The organism is Bacteroides sp. FSHCM14E1 (assembly GCF_019633785.1).
Taxonomy (GTDB): domain Bacteria; phylum Bacteroidota; class Bacteroidia; order Bacteroidales; family Bacteroidaceae; genus Bacteroides; species Bacteroides hominis.
In genome coordinates, this window is sequence record NZ_JADKYL010000016.1 from 51,166 (window position 1) to 66,235 (window position 15,070).

12 protein-coding genes are annotated in these 15,070 nt (G+C 43.7%); 8 read left to right on the forward strand and 4 right to left on the reverse strand.

Annotated features, from left to right (window positions below; all coding sequences use genetic code 11):
- Positions 1–45: 45 nt before the first annotated feature.
- Positions 46–531: an RNA polymerase sigma factor gene (locus ISX59_RS18940; protein ID WP_005782877.1), complete on the forward strand. Its 486-nt coding sequence runs from the start codon at positions 46–48 to the stop codon at positions 529–531.
- A 6-nt stretch (positions 532–537) separates the two neighbouring features.
- Positions 538–1,134, forward strand: a complete 597-nt coding sequence (locus ISX59_RS18945) for a hypothetical protein (RefSeq protein ID WP_005782874.1) — start codon at positions 538–540, stop codon at positions 1,132–1,134.
- Positions 1,135–1,411: 277 nt separating this feature from the next.
- On the opposite strand, the gene ISX59_RS18950 is transcribed toward ISX59_RS18945, so the two are convergent.
- Entirely contained in the window at positions 1,412–3,877 is a 2,466-nt protein-coding gene (locus tag ISX59_RS18950; protein WP_032540929.1) for a glycoside hydrolase N-terminal domain-containing protein, read from the reverse strand.
- Between the two features lie 106 nt (positions 3,878–3,983).
- Here ISX59_RS18950 and ISX59_RS18955 point away from each other — a divergent pair, with 106 nt between their 5' ends.
- The gene (locus tag ISX59_RS18955) at positions 3,984–4,457 is read left to right on the forward strand and encodes a pyridoxamine 5'-phosphate oxidase family protein (RefSeq protein WP_005782870.1); all 474 of its coding nucleotides are present in this window, start codon (positions 3,984–3,986) and stop codon (positions 4,455–4,457) included.
- Between the two features lie 103 nt (positions 4,458–4,560).
- On the opposite strand, the gene cysK is transcribed toward ISX59_RS18955, so the two are convergent.
- Complete coding sequence (gene cysK / locus ISX59_RS18960) at positions 4,561–5,508, reverse strand: cysteine synthase A (protein ID WP_032540930.1); 948 nt, start codon at positions 5,506–5,508, stop codon at positions 4,561–4,563.
- Positions 5,509–5,652: 144 nt separating this feature from the next.
- The gene (locus tag ISX59_RS18965; protein WP_220576163.1) at positions 5,653–6,465 is read right to left on the reverse strand and encodes an alpha/beta hydrolase; all 813 of its coding nucleotides are present in this window, start codon (positions 6,463–6,465) and stop codon (positions 5,653–5,655) included.
- Positions 6,466–6,638: 173 nt separating this feature from the next.
- Between ISX59_RS18965 and ISX59_RS18970 the strand changes: the two genes are divergently transcribed.
- From ISX59_RS18970 to ISX59_RS18990, 5 genes are all read left to right on the forward strand, one after another.
- On the forward strand, positions 6,639–8,024 hold the full coding sequence (locus tag ISX59_RS18970; protein WP_044301700.1) for a DUF4932 domain-containing protein: 1,386 nt from the start codon (positions 6,639–6,641) through the stop codon (positions 8,022–8,024).
- A 220-nt stretch (positions 8,025–8,244) separates the two neighbouring features.
- The gene (gene ychF, locus ISX59_RS18975; RefSeq protein WP_005782865.1) at positions 8,245–9,348 is read left to right on the forward strand and encodes a redox-regulated ATPase YchF; all 1,104 of its coding nucleotides are present in this window, start codon (positions 8,245–8,247) and stop codon (positions 9,346–9,348) included.
- Between the two features lie 167 nt (positions 9,349–9,515).
- Positions 9,516–10,445, forward strand: a complete 930-nt coding sequence (locus ISX59_RS18980) for a ketopantoate reductase family protein (RefSeq protein ID WP_032540950.1) — start codon at positions 9,516–9,518, stop codon at positions 10,443–10,445.
- Between the two features lie 10 nt (positions 10,446–10,455).
- Positions 10,456–11,289, forward strand: coding sequence for a prolipoprotein diacylglyceryl transferase (gene lgt / locus ISX59_RS18985; RefSeq protein ID WP_005782862.1), 834 nt, complete (start codon positions 10,456–10,458; stop codon positions 11,287–11,289).
- Positions 11,286–11,927 (forward strand): chloramphenicol acetyltransferase, encoded by a 642-nt coding sequence (locus tag ISX59_RS18990; protein WP_005782860.1) that lies wholly within the window; start codon positions 11,286–11,288, stop codon positions 11,925–11,927. The genes lgt and ISX59_RS18990 overlap by 4 nt, the downstream gene beginning before the upstream one ends.
- Here ISX59_RS18990 and mutS read toward each other — a convergent pair whose 3' ends face one another.
- Complete coding sequence (mutS, locus tag ISX59_RS18995; RefSeq protein WP_005782858.1) at positions 11,928–14,543, reverse strand: DNA mismatch repair protein MutS; 2,616 nt, start codon at positions 14,541–14,543, stop codon at positions 11,928–11,930.
- Positions 14,544–15,070: the final 527 nt, after the last annotated feature.

Below are 15,070 nucleotides of genomic sequence, written 5' to 3' on the forward strand. Positions count from 1 at the left end.
AATAATAACATCGTTCGCCCGACTATAAAGTAAAGATTAAAACAAATGAAGTCGAACAAAAATGAATTTCTGAAGATGTTGACTGCCTATCAGGGGATTATCCACAAGGTAAACCGGGTATATTTCAGATCGGAAGCGGACAGAGAGGACAACTTTCAGGAAACCGTCTATCAGCTCTGGCGATCTTTCCCGGCATTGCAGAACAAGGAGAAACCCGCATCGTGGATCTATAGGGTAGCAATCAATACCTCTATTTCGAAAATAAGAAAGGATAGTCGCATCGAGTTTCATGACTCGCCGCCGGAGGGAGAGACCGTTGACCCTTGGGAACAGCAGGAACAGGACGAAAACTGGCAAAGACTTGTCAATGCCCTTCAAAAGCTGAATGAAATAGACAAGTCCATCATGCTGCTTTATATGGAAGACTATAGTTATGAAGAAATAGCAGAAATAGTGGGAATGAGCAGCTCCGCCGTCGGCGTAAAGATTCACAGGCTGAAAAGCCGATTACAAAAACAATTTAAAAAGTAAAGCATCATGGAAGCACATGACATTAAAGAAACCTGGAAAGCGGGGGTGGAAAAGAATATCAAACCGTATCCCGAAGAGAAACTGAACGAGATGGTAATCAAATCCGCGAGAAAATCAATCAAGACAGTGTATCCCGGAACCGTCTTCCGACTCGTTGTGGTCGCCGTGGTTGTTTACCTTATTGTAATGCTGTTTATAAGAGAGCAAAGCATGGAAAGAGCGTACGTGGATATAGCCGCTTTGGCCGTATTGTCCGTTTCCTATTTCCTTTGGGAACGTTCCGCTTACAGAATGCGGAAATACACCAACGGCATGGCTGTAAAGGAATGGTTGGAATACCGGATAAAAGAAGTTGAGAAAGACGTCAAATTCAATACCAAATATGGTTGGATCGTATATACGTGCTCCTTTCTCTCGGCAATAGGCTTCTATGTGTTCTATCTGATGGCAATGAATATAACTCCCGGTATATTGAACGTCGTAGTTGTCCCACTCGGCATAGCCATTTACCTGCTGATCATAGACCGTTCTTTAGGACGGAATTACCGGAAAACCCTCCGTGAACTGAAAGATTTATATAAACAGTTTGAAGTGGAGGATTGAAAACAACTATATCAAGGAAACGAATCATCATCGAGCAGGCACAGGCACTTACTATAAGCACCGGTACATCCCCATCCGACCGGAAATCAGAAAGTAAAAAAACAAGTAGACCCGGTCTGTCGGAAGATGAAAGTCGGAAAGACGGACTTTTATCTTCCGGCCGATCCCGGAAAAGAGGAAAGATTATTATCCCAAGCATCCATCAACGTTCTTGCTGAAAGGTGAAAAAGAGAAATGACGCCGCTTCAGAGACAGCCGGTCATTGCCCCATGCCGGACTACCGCTTAACCGTAAAGACCTGACTCTGACCTGCCGGAATTACAACTTCCTTCACCTTCCGCCCGATCTTCAAACGGCAGGCATTTCCCTGTTCGGAAAATACCTTTACCACAGTTTTACCTGATTTACTCCAGGCAATATCTATAATAAAACCACCGCGGGCACGCAGCCCCGTAACCTTTCCTTCTGCCCATACATCGGGTAATGCCGGCAGAACGTCTATCACACCGTCATGGCTCTGCAACAACATTTCCGCCACACCGGCAGTATACCCAAAGTTACCGTCGATCTGGAAAGGGGGATGTGCATCGAACAAATTCTTATATAATCCCCCATGCCGATTTACTTCCGGCCCGAAGTCGGTGGGGGTGAATAAATTCCGTATAATACGGTAAGCGTGATTTCCATCGTGCATACGGGCCCACATGTTGATCTTCCATCCCATACTCCAGCCCGTAGCTTCATCTCCACGCAATTCGAGCGTACGGCGGACTGCACTGACAAGTTCGGGTGTCTTGCCCGGTGTTATTTCACATCCCGGATGGAATCCATACAAGTGTGACAAATGGCGGTGGTGCGGTTCTACTTCATCAAAGTCTTCACTCCACTCCATAATCTGCCCCCGCTTTCCGATACGGTAAGGCACCAGTTGCTTTGCTCCCATTACGTGCAGCAAGAGAGTATCGGCAGGAGGAAGAATAGAATCGGCAGCTAAAATCGCAGCTGCTTCGGCCGTATTGCTGAAGAGTTCACGAATAATGGCCATATCCATCGCCGGAGCCGGAGCTACGGCCGAAGTTTTCTTTTCCGGAGTCAGAAACTGATTCTCGGGTGAAACTCCCAACGGAGTTTGCCACATCCCGTCTTTTTCCACCAGCCAGGCGTTATAAAACCGTGCGGCATCGCGCATCAGCGGATAGGCTGTCTCACGGAGAAACTTCTTATCCCCCGAAAACAGGTAATGATCCCACAAATGCCGGCAAAGCCAACCTGCACTCATATTCCACATAAACCAGGTAGGTTCACCGTCTGCCGGTCCCGACTCACGCCAGATAGAGGTGATATGATGGGAAGTCCAGCCGGGAAGGTTATACATCTTTGCAGCTGTAGCGGAACCATTGACCGCAAGTTCCCGAATCAGTCGGAAAAGCGGTTCACTGCACTCAGGCAGTCCGGTGGTTTCGGCCGGCCAGTAATTCATCTCAGTATTGATATTAATGGTATAACTGCTGCTCCATGCCGGAACCACATCCTTATTCCATATACCTTGCAGATTGGCGGGTTGTCCGCCTTCACGTGAAGATGCTATCAGCAGGTAACGCCCATACTGAAACAAAAGTGCTGCCAGAGCATTGTCCGGATTGTCCCTGAATCCGATAATACGGCGGTCGGTAGGCAGACCAGAATAGTCTTTCTCCGATTTCAAAGTCAACGCTACACGACCGAACAGCCGTTGATAGTCTGCCAAGTGACGTTTCTTCAGATCTTCATAAGGCAGTTGCCCGGCAACGGAAAGAATCGTATCCAACTTGGCCTGATAATCACTGCCGTCCTGTGAAGGACTTCTATCAAAGCCATTATAGCTGGTGGCAGCAGCAACCAAAAGAATTATTTCACCCTCTCCGCTCACTTTCAACTGATTGTCTTGCAAGGTGGCATTTCCTTTCAGTACCTTCACCCGGCTTTGGAAAAACATCCCTTTGCCGCCAACCTCATCGGCATACAGCACTTGTTTGTCGGTCTTTCGGCGTCCGTGACTATCGAAAAGTTCCGGATGGCGATCTGTCAATCTGTTCTTTTCGAGGAAGTCCAGCGTCCGCCGCTCTACACAACCCGGAGCCTGTCCTGAAAGAATCAACTCTTCACCCGTACCATCAACTTTCGCTGTCGGATGCTCCGATGTATAGCTCACCGCTACATTTACGGGCAACCGACGTGAAGCAGAGATACGAATCACCATTACCCGGTCCGGATTGGATATAAAGTATTCACGGGTATAGCGGATACCTCCTGCCTGATAGCGAATAGTATGTACGGCATCTTGCAGATTCAGTTCACGCACATAGTTTTCCACCTTTCCCTGAACATCAAAGCTTAGAAAAAGGTCGGCCAGAGGTTGATAGCTCTGCGAAAGCCTGCCTTGCCAGTTCCGGGTTATCAATCGGTGGGCACCCGCATAATCGCCATGGTTCAACAAGGCAAGCACTTCATTGTATACACTTCCGATAGAAGGTACGCCAACACCGGAAAAAGGTTCACCGCTATATAGTGTGCTTTCATTCAGTTGCAAATGTTCTCTCCCGGCATCTCCGAATACCATCGCACCCAAATATCCATTTCCCAAAGGAAGAGCTTCATTCCAGTTGGCAGCAGGCTGCCGGTACCAAAGCGAAAGATTATTTCCGCCGAACAACAGGCAGGCTTCCAGTAAACAAAAAAGAGTGGTAAAAATGTGTTTCTTCATAACTATCAGGGTTAATTCATTTCAAAAACTGTATTTCTATATTCCCGGAAGGCAAAGTTATTAAAATAAATTTCCATCTTTGTATTCCTATCAAGAGAATATAGTTATGAAGACAGTAATCATTGAAAACAAAGAGCAGGTAGAAGAAATTATCTCCCGTTGCGATATTTGCTTTGTCGGTATCACCGACCTGGAAGGCAACCCTTATGTGATCCCCATGAACTTCGGCTATCAGGATGGAGTGATCTATCTGCATTCCGGCCCCACAGGCAGCAGCATCGATATGCTGGCAAAAAATAACCGTGTCTGCATCACTTTCAGTGTAGACCACGAATTGGTATTCCAGCACCCCAAGGTGGCATGCAGTTATCGGATGCGGGCCAAAAGTGTGATTTGCAGAGGACGCGTAAACTTTATCGAAGACCTGGAAGAAAAACGTGAAGCGCTCAATATATTGATGCGCCATTATAGCAGCCGGGAATTTGTATACTCAGATCCGGCAGTGAGAAATGTAAAAATCTGGGAGATACCGATTGAAAACGTTACGGCAAAAGAGTATGCGGTGCCGCATACGAAATAAATTCACCACAGATTACACGGATTCGCTCAGAATTTTGATCCGATAGTTAGTAAGACGAATCATTAATCTGTGCAAATCTGTGTAATCTGTGGTGAACAATGCATCAGAGCGGATACTCCTCGAACGCATACAAGATTGTCGACAGATAGCGTTCGCCTGTATCCGGCAATAATACAACAATCAATTTTCCTTCATTCTCCGGAAGTCTGGCTAACTCGGTAGCTGCATATACTGCCGCCCCGGAAGAGATTCCGACCAAAAGCCCCTCTTTAGCCGCCAGTTCACGACTGGTACGGATAGCATCATCGTTTCCTACCTGTTTAATCTCGTCTACCACAGCAGCATTATAGGTTTTGGGTATAAATCCTGCTCCAATACCCTGTATCTTGTGCGGACCGGGAGCACCACCCGATAATACCGGTGAATCGGTAGGCTCTACAGCCACAATTCGTACAGTAGGATTATGCTCCTTCAAAGCAGCCCCTACTCCACTTACGGTACCTCCCGTTCCTACTCCGCCCACAAAGATGTCCACCTTTCCATCGGTATCTCTCCAGATCTCCTGTCCGGTAGTACGTACATGAACCGCAGGGTTAGCCGGATTTTCGAACTGTTGCAGAATGACAGATCCGGGAGTAGCCGCTTGCAGTTCCTCAGCCTTGGCAATGGCTCCTTTCATCCCGTTTGCTCCCGGAGTAAGTACAAGCTCCGCTCCCAACGCCTTCAACAGGTTCCTGCGTTCCATACTCATCGTGTCGGGCATGGTCAATATCAGCTTATATCCTTTGGCAGCAGCCACAAATGCCAAACCGACTCCGGTATTTCCACTGGTTGGCTCTATAATAACAGATCCTGGCCTCAACGTCCCCTTCACTTCGGCATCTTCAATCATGGCCAGAGAAATACGGTCTTTCACACTTCCGGCCGGATTGAAATATTCCAGCTTTGCCACTACACGTGCTTTGAGCCCTTTACTTGCGTTATAATTACTCAACTCCAGTAACGGAGTGTTACCGACTAAATCTGTCAGCTTCTTTGCTATCTTTCCCATATCTATCTATTATTAAATATCTGTTTATTAGTAATAGGACAAAAGTAGTGTAGATTTGGTTCATTCTCAATACCATAAGTATGGTAAATTCGTACTACGAATGAGGGAGAAATATCTTTCTAAAGAATCCAAACGAACCGCCGGTTACATTCCGGACACAGTAAAACGACGAATATAATTCGCCACCAGACAACAACCCGGAGTATATACCTGCCCGTGATCAAAGCCCTGCAATTCGTAAAGTGATACTTTCTGATTACCAATATTCTTCAGTACTGGAGCCAGCAAAGCATTTTCTTCGTAACGGTCTGCCATTTCCAAATTCCGGTCACCGGTAATCAATATAAAAGGAGGTGTATTCTTACGGGCTTTGTTGCAAGGCGCATACCGGTCTATCACCGGAATACCTTCGGGCAGCGCGCGTTCTTTACGTATGGTGAAATGTGTAACAGTCTGCCCGCTGATAGGAAGATACGCAGCTATGCTGTCAGCATCTACTCCATATTTCCGAAGATATGATTTATCTAATCCGACCATTAAAGTCAAATAACCTCCGGCCGAATGTCCGGTAACAAAAACACGTTTGGGACTACCTCCATATTCTTCTATATGTTTACAGGTCCAGGCAACGGCAGCGGCTGCATCATCGGTATAAGCAGGGTTTTTAGCTTTAGGACTAAGCCTGTAATTGACAGCGACTACTGCAAATCCTTGATTCATAAACATCTCAGGAATGTGTTTTCCTCCCCCTTCCAATCCTCCGCCATGAAACCAGACAATCGTCGGAAAGTCTTTTTTCCCAACCGGATAATAGACATCAAGTTTACAGCGTTCCTTACGGTAACCATCCGTTTCCCCCGCAGAAATATACGAAATGTCTTTTACTGTTTTGTACGTCTCCTGTGCCTGTAAGGTGAAGGCAACGAACAGGAGAATAAATGATAAATACTTTTTCATGCTATTAAGTGTTTGTGAATTACTTGGGCAAATATAATACAATAACGACACTGTTTGAAAAAATAATAGTTTCCTTTATGCACTCAATATCAAAAAAGTATAAAGAAGTGGCTGTATTAATTCCTATTTAATTACCTTTGTCAATATCATAACCTCCAAACACTTATTTCAATATGAGAAAGATCACCCTCATTATGTTTACGCTGCTAATCTGTGCAGCACAACAGGTAAAGGCACAAACTGACAGTATGCTCATCCGGCCGACAGTAGATAAGAGAGTCGAACTACTTAGCATTGTTTTCCGTTTAACGGGTAATCCGGAGTATAGCAAAAACGATTTCAAACTCTACACAGACCGCATCGAATCGCATTTTTCTCCATATAAAAACCACGAACTTATACTATTCGTACGCTCGTTGGTCAAGACTGACGGTGTTTCATACGATGCAGTGATGAGTATGGCTGTCAATCTCGACGACCAGTTCAATCTGCCCGAAGATTATGGTTCACTGGACTCTCGTTGGAATAGGAATCAAGTAGGGTCATTCATCAAACTGTTAAAGAAGTTTGTCAAAGACAGTCGTTTCGATGCCTTTTATCACTCAAACGAAAACTTATATAAAGAGGCTGTAAATCGTTTTATGCCTATTTACAAAAACATAGATATCCAATGGTATAATGACTTCTATGGGCAGAAGTCCAACGACCGGTTTCACATTATACTTTCAATGGGCAACGGTTCGGGAAATTATGGACCGAGTGTCACTGACAAGGAAAACGTACATAATGTCTTTTCAATCATGGGAGCATGGGTTACCGATTCCGTAGGAATGGTTGTTTATCCATCTGAATTAATCTTACCAATTTTAATCCACGAATTCAACCATTCGTTCGTAAGCTTCGATCCGGAAATGTTCCGCACAAGCGGCGAACAGATTTATGCTGCGGTTGGCGAACAAATGGCGCGCCAAGCCTATGGACAATGGTCTATTGTCCTCACTGAAGCAATGGTACGTGCGGCAGTCATAAAATACATGAAAGACCATAACTTCCCGGCTGTCGAAATCACCAAAGAAACCGTCATACAAAAAACACGTGGCTTTGTCTGGATAAGCAAGCTGGTCGATGAACTCGAGAAGTATGCCTCTGACCGCACGACATACCCGACTCTCAACAACTATATGCCACGGCTGACAGAAGCTTACACAGGCTTTGCCCAATATACCGCAAACTATGATTCTATCCGTCCCAAAGTAGTTTCGATCGACGAATTTACCAACGGCGATACAACCGTTCGGAGCGACATCAAAACTATTACTATCCACTTCGACCGTCCTTTGGTGGGCCGCGGATACTCTATCAATTATGGTCACCTCGGAATGGATGCAATGCCCAAGATTTTAAACGTCAACTACGCCAATGACAACCGTACTGTGATTATCGGAGTAGAATTGTTACCCGGAAAAGAGTATGGAATCACTCTTTTAGGGCTTTCTTTCCGCACTCCGGAAGGAGATGGCATAAAACCCTATGAAATTTCTTTCAGAACGGCACAGTGACACAAATTCTCTCTCATTGTCTGTGATCCAGGTAGTAAAAGGCAATCCCATTTTGGACAAAAAGGGAAAGCAGATGACTGCATTAGCCTAAAATTGATTATCTTTGCACCCCAAAACGGAATATTATTAGAGTAATTGCTCTTTTTCAACTTTATAGGGTTACTCTTCCATTTGATAGAAATACACAACTGATTGATAATATAAAAAAGATTATAATATTATGGCATTGCAATGTGGTATTGTCGGACTACCCAACGTAGGTAAGTCAACACTTTTCAATTGTTTGTCCAACGCGAAAGCACAGGCGGCAAACTTCCCTTTTTGTACGATCGAACCGAACGTGGGTGTAATTACTGTACCCGACGAGCGTTTAAATAAACTGGCCGAATTGGTACATCCCAACCGTATTGTTCCTACAACGGTAGAAATCGTAGATATCGCCGGACTTGTGAAAGGTGCCAGTAAGGGCGAAGGACTGGGAAACAAATTTTTGGCTAACATTCGTGAAACCGATGCCATCATCCATGTACTCCGTTGCTTTGACGACGATAATGTAACTCATGTGGACGGAAGTGTGAATCCGGTACGGGATAAAGAAATCATCGATTACGAGTTGCAGCTAAAAGACCTGGAAACCATCGAGAGCCGCATACAGAAAGTGCAGAAACAAGCCCAAACGGGAGGTGATAAAGCTGCCAAGCAAGCTTATGACGTACTTGTGCAATTCAAGGATGCGCTGGAACAGGGCAAATCGGCACGTACAGTAACTTTTGAAACGAAAGACGAACAAAAAATAGCAAAAGAATTGTTTCTGCTTACCAGCAAACCTGTAATGTATGTTTGCAATGTAGACGAAGCGAGTGCAGTCAACGGAAACAAATATGTGGACATGGTACGTGAAGCCGTTAAGGACGAAGATGCCGAAATCCTCGTGGTAGCCGGAAAAACAGAGGCTGACATCGCCGAACTGGAAACTTACGAAGACCGCCAAATGTTCCTCGCCGAGATCGGTTTGGAAGAATCGGGCGTAGCACGCCTTATTAAATCGGCCTACAAACTGCTGAACCTTGAAACTTATTTCACTGCCGGCGTACAGGAAGTACGTGCCTGGACTTACGAAAAAGGTTGGAAAGCCCCACAGTGCGCCGGAGTAATCCATACCGATTTTGAGAAAGGATTTATCCGCGCAGAAGTAATCAAATATGAAGACTTCTTGCAATATGGCTCGGAGGCTGCTGTTAAAGAAGCCGGAAAGTTGGGCGTAGAAGGAAAAGAATACGTAGTACAGGATGGAGACATCATGCACTTCCGTTTCAATGTATAACACATCTATTTTCACTTATAGACTGAGGAGCTGATCAAATGGTCAGCTCTTTTTTCTCCTCCCCTAAAAACGAAAACTCCCCGCTTTCTAACACTATCTTCAAGCAAATCATTATCTTTGCGCCCGTATATTATGCCTAACAAGCAACACAAGAAAATATCATGAACATGGAAAGTACTAACAGACTTCGTTATCTTATCGCAGGAACCGGAGGCGTAGGCGGGAGTATCGCCGGCTTTCTGTCACTTGCCGGTAAAAACGTTACCTGCATTGCTCGCGGAGCACATCTGCAAGCGATACAACAGGACGGACTTAAACTGAAATCGGACTTAAAAGGTGAACATACATTACGGATAGACGCTTGCACGGCAGAAGAATATAACGGAAAAGCTGACGTGATATTTGTATGTGTTAAAGGATATTCCGTAGACTCCATCACAGAACTTATCAAACGGGCTTCCCATGAAAATACAATTGTAATTCCTATATTAAACGTATACGGTACCGGGCCGCGCATACAACGTCTGGTACCGGGAATCACTGTACTGGACGGATGTATCTACATCGTAGGGTTTGTTTCCGGACCGGGCGAAATCACTCAGATGGGAACTATTTTCCGTCTGGTATATGGTGCACACCGCGGAACTGTCGTTCCTGTGGGAATGATGGAAGCCGTACAGAGAGACTTACAGGAGAGCGGCATTAAAGTTGAAATCTCTCCTGATATTAATCGTGATACCTTCATTAAATGGTCTTTCATCTCGGCTATGGCAGTCACCGGAGCCTATTATAATGTTCCGATGGGAGAAGTGCAGAAACCGGGTAAGGTACGCGACACTTTCATTGGACTCTCTACCGAAAGTGCAGCCCTGGGAAAGAAACTTGGAATCGAATTTAAAGAAGATATAGTCACATACAATCTGAAAGTTATCGATAAGCTGGCTCCTGAGAGCACGGCATCCATGCAAAAAGACATAGCACGCGGACACGAATCAGAGGTACAGGGTCTGCTTTTCGATATGATAACAGCAGCTGAAGAACAGGACATTGATGTACCTACCTATCGGGAAGTTGCTAAAAAATTCATCAAACTATAAAGAAATAATTATGAACAACCTTCTTTTATCTATCAATTGGAATCCGAATCCGGAATTATTCAATCTTTTCGGCATCTCAATCCGTTATTACGGACTACTGTGGGCTATCGGAATATTCTTTGCTTATGTGGTAGTCCACTATCAGTACCGTGATAAGAAGATAGACGAAAAGAAGTTCGAACCGCTTTTCTTTTATTGTTTCTTCGGCATCCTCATCGGAGCACGATTAGGACATTGCCTGTTCTACGATCCGGCATATTACCTGAATCATTTCTGGGAAATGATACTTCCGGTCAAATTTCTTCCCGGAGGCGGATGGAAGTTCACGGGATATGAAGGACTGGCCAGCCACGGAGGTACGCTCGGACTGATTATTGCCCTTTGGCTTTACTGCCGTAAAACAAAGATGAATTATATGGATGTGGTAGACATGATTGCAGTAGCCACTCCTATCACAGCTTGTTTCATTCGCCTTGCCAACTTAATGAACTCTGAAATTATCGGTAAGGTAACAGATGTATCCTGGGCATTCGTTTTCGAACGGGTAGACATGCAACCCCGCCATCCGGCACAGCTTTACGAAGCAATAGCCTATTTTATCTTATTCCTGATTATGATGTTCCTTTATAAGAACTACAGCAAGAAACTACACCGGGGATTCTTCTTCGGACTTTGCCTGACAGCCATCTTTACCTTCCGTTTCTTCGTTGAATTCCTGAAAGAAAATCAGGTGGACTTTGAAAATGGTATGGCACTGAATATGGGACAATGGTTAAGTATTCCGTTCGTAATCATCGGTGTTTACTTTATGTTTTTCTATGGAAAGAAAAAGAGTGCAAAATGAAACATATTATTGATATTAAAACCTGGGAGAGAAAAGAAAATTACGAGTTTTTCCTTGGTTTCCAGAATCCTACTATTTCTATTACTTCAGAAGTAGAATGTTCGGGTGCCAAAACCCGTGCCAAAGCTGCCGGAGAATCCTTCTTCCTGCACTATCTTTATGCCGTGTTGCGTGCTGTCAATGAAATTAAAGAATTCCGGTTCCGCATCGATTCTGAAGGACAGGTAGTCTATTTCGATACAGTGGATATGCTGACTCCCATTAAAGTGGCAGATAACGGACGTTTTTTTACTGTACGACTTCCCTGGCATCCTGATTTTAAAACTTTCCATACAGAAGCCAAAGCCATCATTAACAGAATAAATCCGGATAAAGACCCTTATGAAGCAGAAAAGACAGGAGGTAATGATCTACTGGATGTAGTGCTGCTCAGCGCCACTCCCGATTTATATTTTACCTCACTGACCTGTACGCAGGAACATCGTCACGGTAGTAATTACCCGTTGATGAATGCAGGTAAAGCCGTCATAAGAGGTGGTGTATTAGTGATGCCCATCGCTATGACCATTCATCATGGGTTTATTGACGGACACCACTTATCTCTATTTTATAAAAAGGTGGAAGAATTTCTTAAATAATTATTTGCCCCTGACTATCTTTTTGATATCGTTCAGTTTGTTTAATGCTTCAATCGGAGTCAGATTATTCACATCCAGATTAAGTATCTCATCCCGGATCTGACATAAGACCGGGTCATCAAGCTGAAAGAAACTCAACTGCATACCTCCACGATTCTCACTGACTTCTGCCAGCGGTTTACCTGAAATTCCCTGCTGGCGGTTGTCAGATTCGAGCTGCTTCAGAATTTCATTGGCACGTTTCACTATACTTTTAGGCATACCGGCCATCTTGGCCACATGGATACCGAAAGAGTGCTCACTTCCACCCCTTTCAAGTTTCCGGAGAAAAATAACTTTGTTATCCACTTCCTTAACCGATACATTATAATTCTTTATGCGCTTAAAGGATTTCTCCATCTCGTTCAGTTCATGGTAGTGGGTAGCAAAAAGTGTACGTGCTTTTGCCTTCGGGTGCTCATGAATATACTCCACAATGGCCCAAGCTATAGATATTCCGTCATAAGTAGAAGTACCACGTCCCAATTCATCAAACAAAACGAGACTCCGGGAAGATACATTATTCAAAATATCAGATGCTTCATTCATCTCGACCATAAAAGTAGATTCTCCTACAGAGATATTGTCACTGGCACCGACACGTGTGAATATCTTATCCACCAATCCGATATGAGCACTCTCGGCCGGAACGAATGAACCAATCTGTGCAAGCAGGGTGATCAATGCAGTTTGCCTTAATAGAGCCGACTTACCGGCCATATTCGGACCCGTAATAATGATAATCTGCTGCGTTGCATTATCCAGCATCACATCATTAGCTATGTATTTCTCTCCAATCGGCAATTGCTTTTCAATTACCGGATGACGCCCTTGACGAATATCCAGCACATCGCTGTCTTCAATAACCGGACGGATATAATTATTCTCTTTAGCTACATTGGCAAATGACAGCAAACAGTCAATGCGTGCTATTTGGTTAGCATTGATCTGAATGGCAGGAATAAACTCACTCAGCGCTTGCACCAATTCTGTATACAAGCGGGTCTCCAATACCAATATCTTATCTTCTGCACCCAGGATCTTTTCTTCATATTCTTTCAATTCCTGAGTAATGTAGCGCTCTGCATTTACCAATGTCTGCTTGCGTATCCACTCTTGCGGCACTTTATCTTTATGTACATTCCGCACTTCAATATAGTATCCGAAAACACTGTTATAGGCAATCTTCAAACTTGGTATTCCTGTCAGTTCGCTTTCACGCTGCTGTATCTGAAGCAAATAATCTTTACCCGAGTAAGCTATCTGACGTAATTCATCCAGTTCCGGATTCACTCCGTCTTTAATGACTCCTCCCTTATTTATCAACAAAGGAGGATCATTATTAATTTCCTTCTCAATGCGGTCGCGAATAGAAATACAAAGATTCAACTGCTCTCCAATACGATTCAAACTGGGGTTATCAGCTTGCCGGCAAGCCTCTTTAATAGGTTCAATTGCTTGTAAAGCAACTTTTAACTGTACTACCTCACGTGGAGAAACCCGCCCGACGGCCACTTTCGAAATGATACGTTCCAAATCTCCAATCCGATGCAACTCGTCTTCGATCAACTCCCTGAAATCCGGTTTACGAAAAAAGTATTCTACTACATTTAATCGATCGTTAATAGGCTTCTCGTCTTTTAACGGAAATACCATCCAACGCTTCAGCAGACGCGCTCCCATAGGGCTGATAGTTTTATCGATTACATTGAGAAGGCTACTTCCACCATCATTCATGCTACCGATCAACTCCAGGCTGCGCACTGTAAATTTATCAAGACGTACATACTTGTCCTCTTCGATACGGGCTAATGAAGTGATATGCCCCACCTGAGTATGCTCCGTCATGTCCAGATATTGCAGAATAGCTCCGGAAGCAACAATACCGTTTTTAAGATGCTCAACTCCAAATCCTTTCAGATTTTTCGTCTCAAAATGTTTCAGTAATTTCTCCCTGGAGCTGGATTCGGTGAACACCCAATCATCCAGTTCAAAAGTAAAAAATTTACTTCCAAAGTTTCCTTCGAACATTCCACGTTTTCCACGTTCAAAAAGAACCTCTTTTGGGGCAAAATTATTCAGCAGCTTATCTACATAGTCAAAAGGTCCTTCTGCAGTCAAAAACTCTCCGGTAGAAATATCCAGAAATGCTATTCCACAAGCGGATTTTCCGAAATGAACAGCAGCCAGAAAGTTGTTTTCTTTATAATTTAAAACGTTATCATTGATAGAAACACCGGGAGTGACCAACTCCGTAATGCCACGCTTCACCAACTTTTTCGTTGTTTTGGGATCTTCAAGCTGATCACATATAGCCACCCGCTTACCGGCACGGATCAGCTTCGGCAAATAAGTATCTAATGCATGATGAGGAAAACCTGCCATTTCAATGGTTTTTCCTTTCCCATTGGCGCGTTTCGTGAGAGTAATTCCTAATATTTCAGCCGCAATAATCGCATCGGTAGAATAAGTTTCATAGAAGTCCCCACACCGGAACAGCATCACTGCATCCGGATGCTTAGCCTTCAGGTCAAGGAATTGTTTCATCATCGGGGTTAATTCAATATCATTGCTCACAGATAGTCTTCTTTTTTAAGTTCATAAATAACAAGGCAAAGATAAGGGTTTCCTACTAATCTACCTACCTTAACAGATAGTTTTACCATACCTAAAAAGATGTATATTTACTAACCTTACCAGTTATCCCCCGCCAATAAAATCGGTTACACCAATTTCTAAATAAACCTTTCAAAAGGAGGTATATTTATTAATAACTTTATTAATTCCATTAAAATATATTATAATATACCGTTTTTCACCAGAATTATTTGCAGTTTTCGTGGAAAGCCGTACATTTGCAATGTGTTTTTCATAGTATTAGATTTAAGGTTAACAAAGGTTGGAGCAAGGCGTTGCTCCTTTTTTTATGTCCCTACTCCATGTCTCATCGGGAATCAAGATAAACATCGTTTCAATCCGATTCACCACAAAAAATAGTAATTAAAGATCCTAAAACATTTAATAAACCGCACTTTTTTCTTAAAACGTGTTATAAAACATGCTTTTATTCTTGGATTATTTGCTATTCCCATGAAAAGCCGTAC

What these genes read in the sequence shown, in the direction of transcription:
- ISX59_RS18970 (WP_044301700.1), top strand. Translation starts at nt 6,639, where the DNA reads ATGAGAAAGATCACCCTCATTATGTTTACGCTGCTAATCTGTGCAGCA.
- ISX59_RS18950 (WP_032540929.1), bottom strand. Translation starts at nt 3,877, where the DNA reads ATGAAGAAACACATTTTTACCACTCTTTTTTGTTTACTGGAAGCCTGC.
- ISX59_RS18955 (WP_005782870.1), top strand. Translation starts at nt 3,984, where the DNA reads ATGAAGACAGTAATCATTGAAAACAAAGAGCAGGTAGAAGAAATTATC.
- ISX59_RS18980 (WP_032540950.1), top strand. Translation starts at nt 9,516, where the DNA reads ATGGAAAGTACTAACAGACTTCGTTATCTTATCGCAGGAACCGGAGGC.
- ISX59_RS18965 (WP_220576163.1), bottom strand. Translation starts at nt 6,465, where the DNA reads ATGAAAAAGTATTTATCATTTATTCTCCTGTTCGTTGCCTTCACCTTA.
- ychF (WP_005782865.1), top strand. Translation starts at nt 8,245, where the DNA reads ATGGCATTGCAATGTGGTATTGTCGGACTACCCAACGTAGGTAAGTCA.
- lgt (WP_005782862.1), top strand. Translation starts at nt 10,456, where the DNA reads ATGAACAACCTTCTTTTATCTATCAATTGGAATCCGAATCCGGAATTA.
- ISX59_RS18990 (WP_005782860.1), top strand. Translation starts at nt 11,286, where the DNA reads ATGAAACATATTATTGATATTAAAACCTGGGAGAGAAAAGAAAATTAC.
- ISX59_RS18940 (WP_005782877.1), top strand. Translation starts at nt 46, where the DNA reads ATGAAGTCGAACAAAAATGAATTTCTGAAGATGTTGACTGCCTATCAG.
- cysK (WP_032540930.1), bottom strand. Translation starts at nt 5,508, where the DNA reads ATGGGAAAGATAGCAAAGAAGCTGACAGATTTAGTCGGTAACACTCCG.
- ISX59_RS18945 (WP_005782874.1), top strand. Translation starts at nt 538, where the DNA reads ATGGAAGCACATGACATTAAAGAAACCTGGAAAGCGGGGGTGGAAAAG.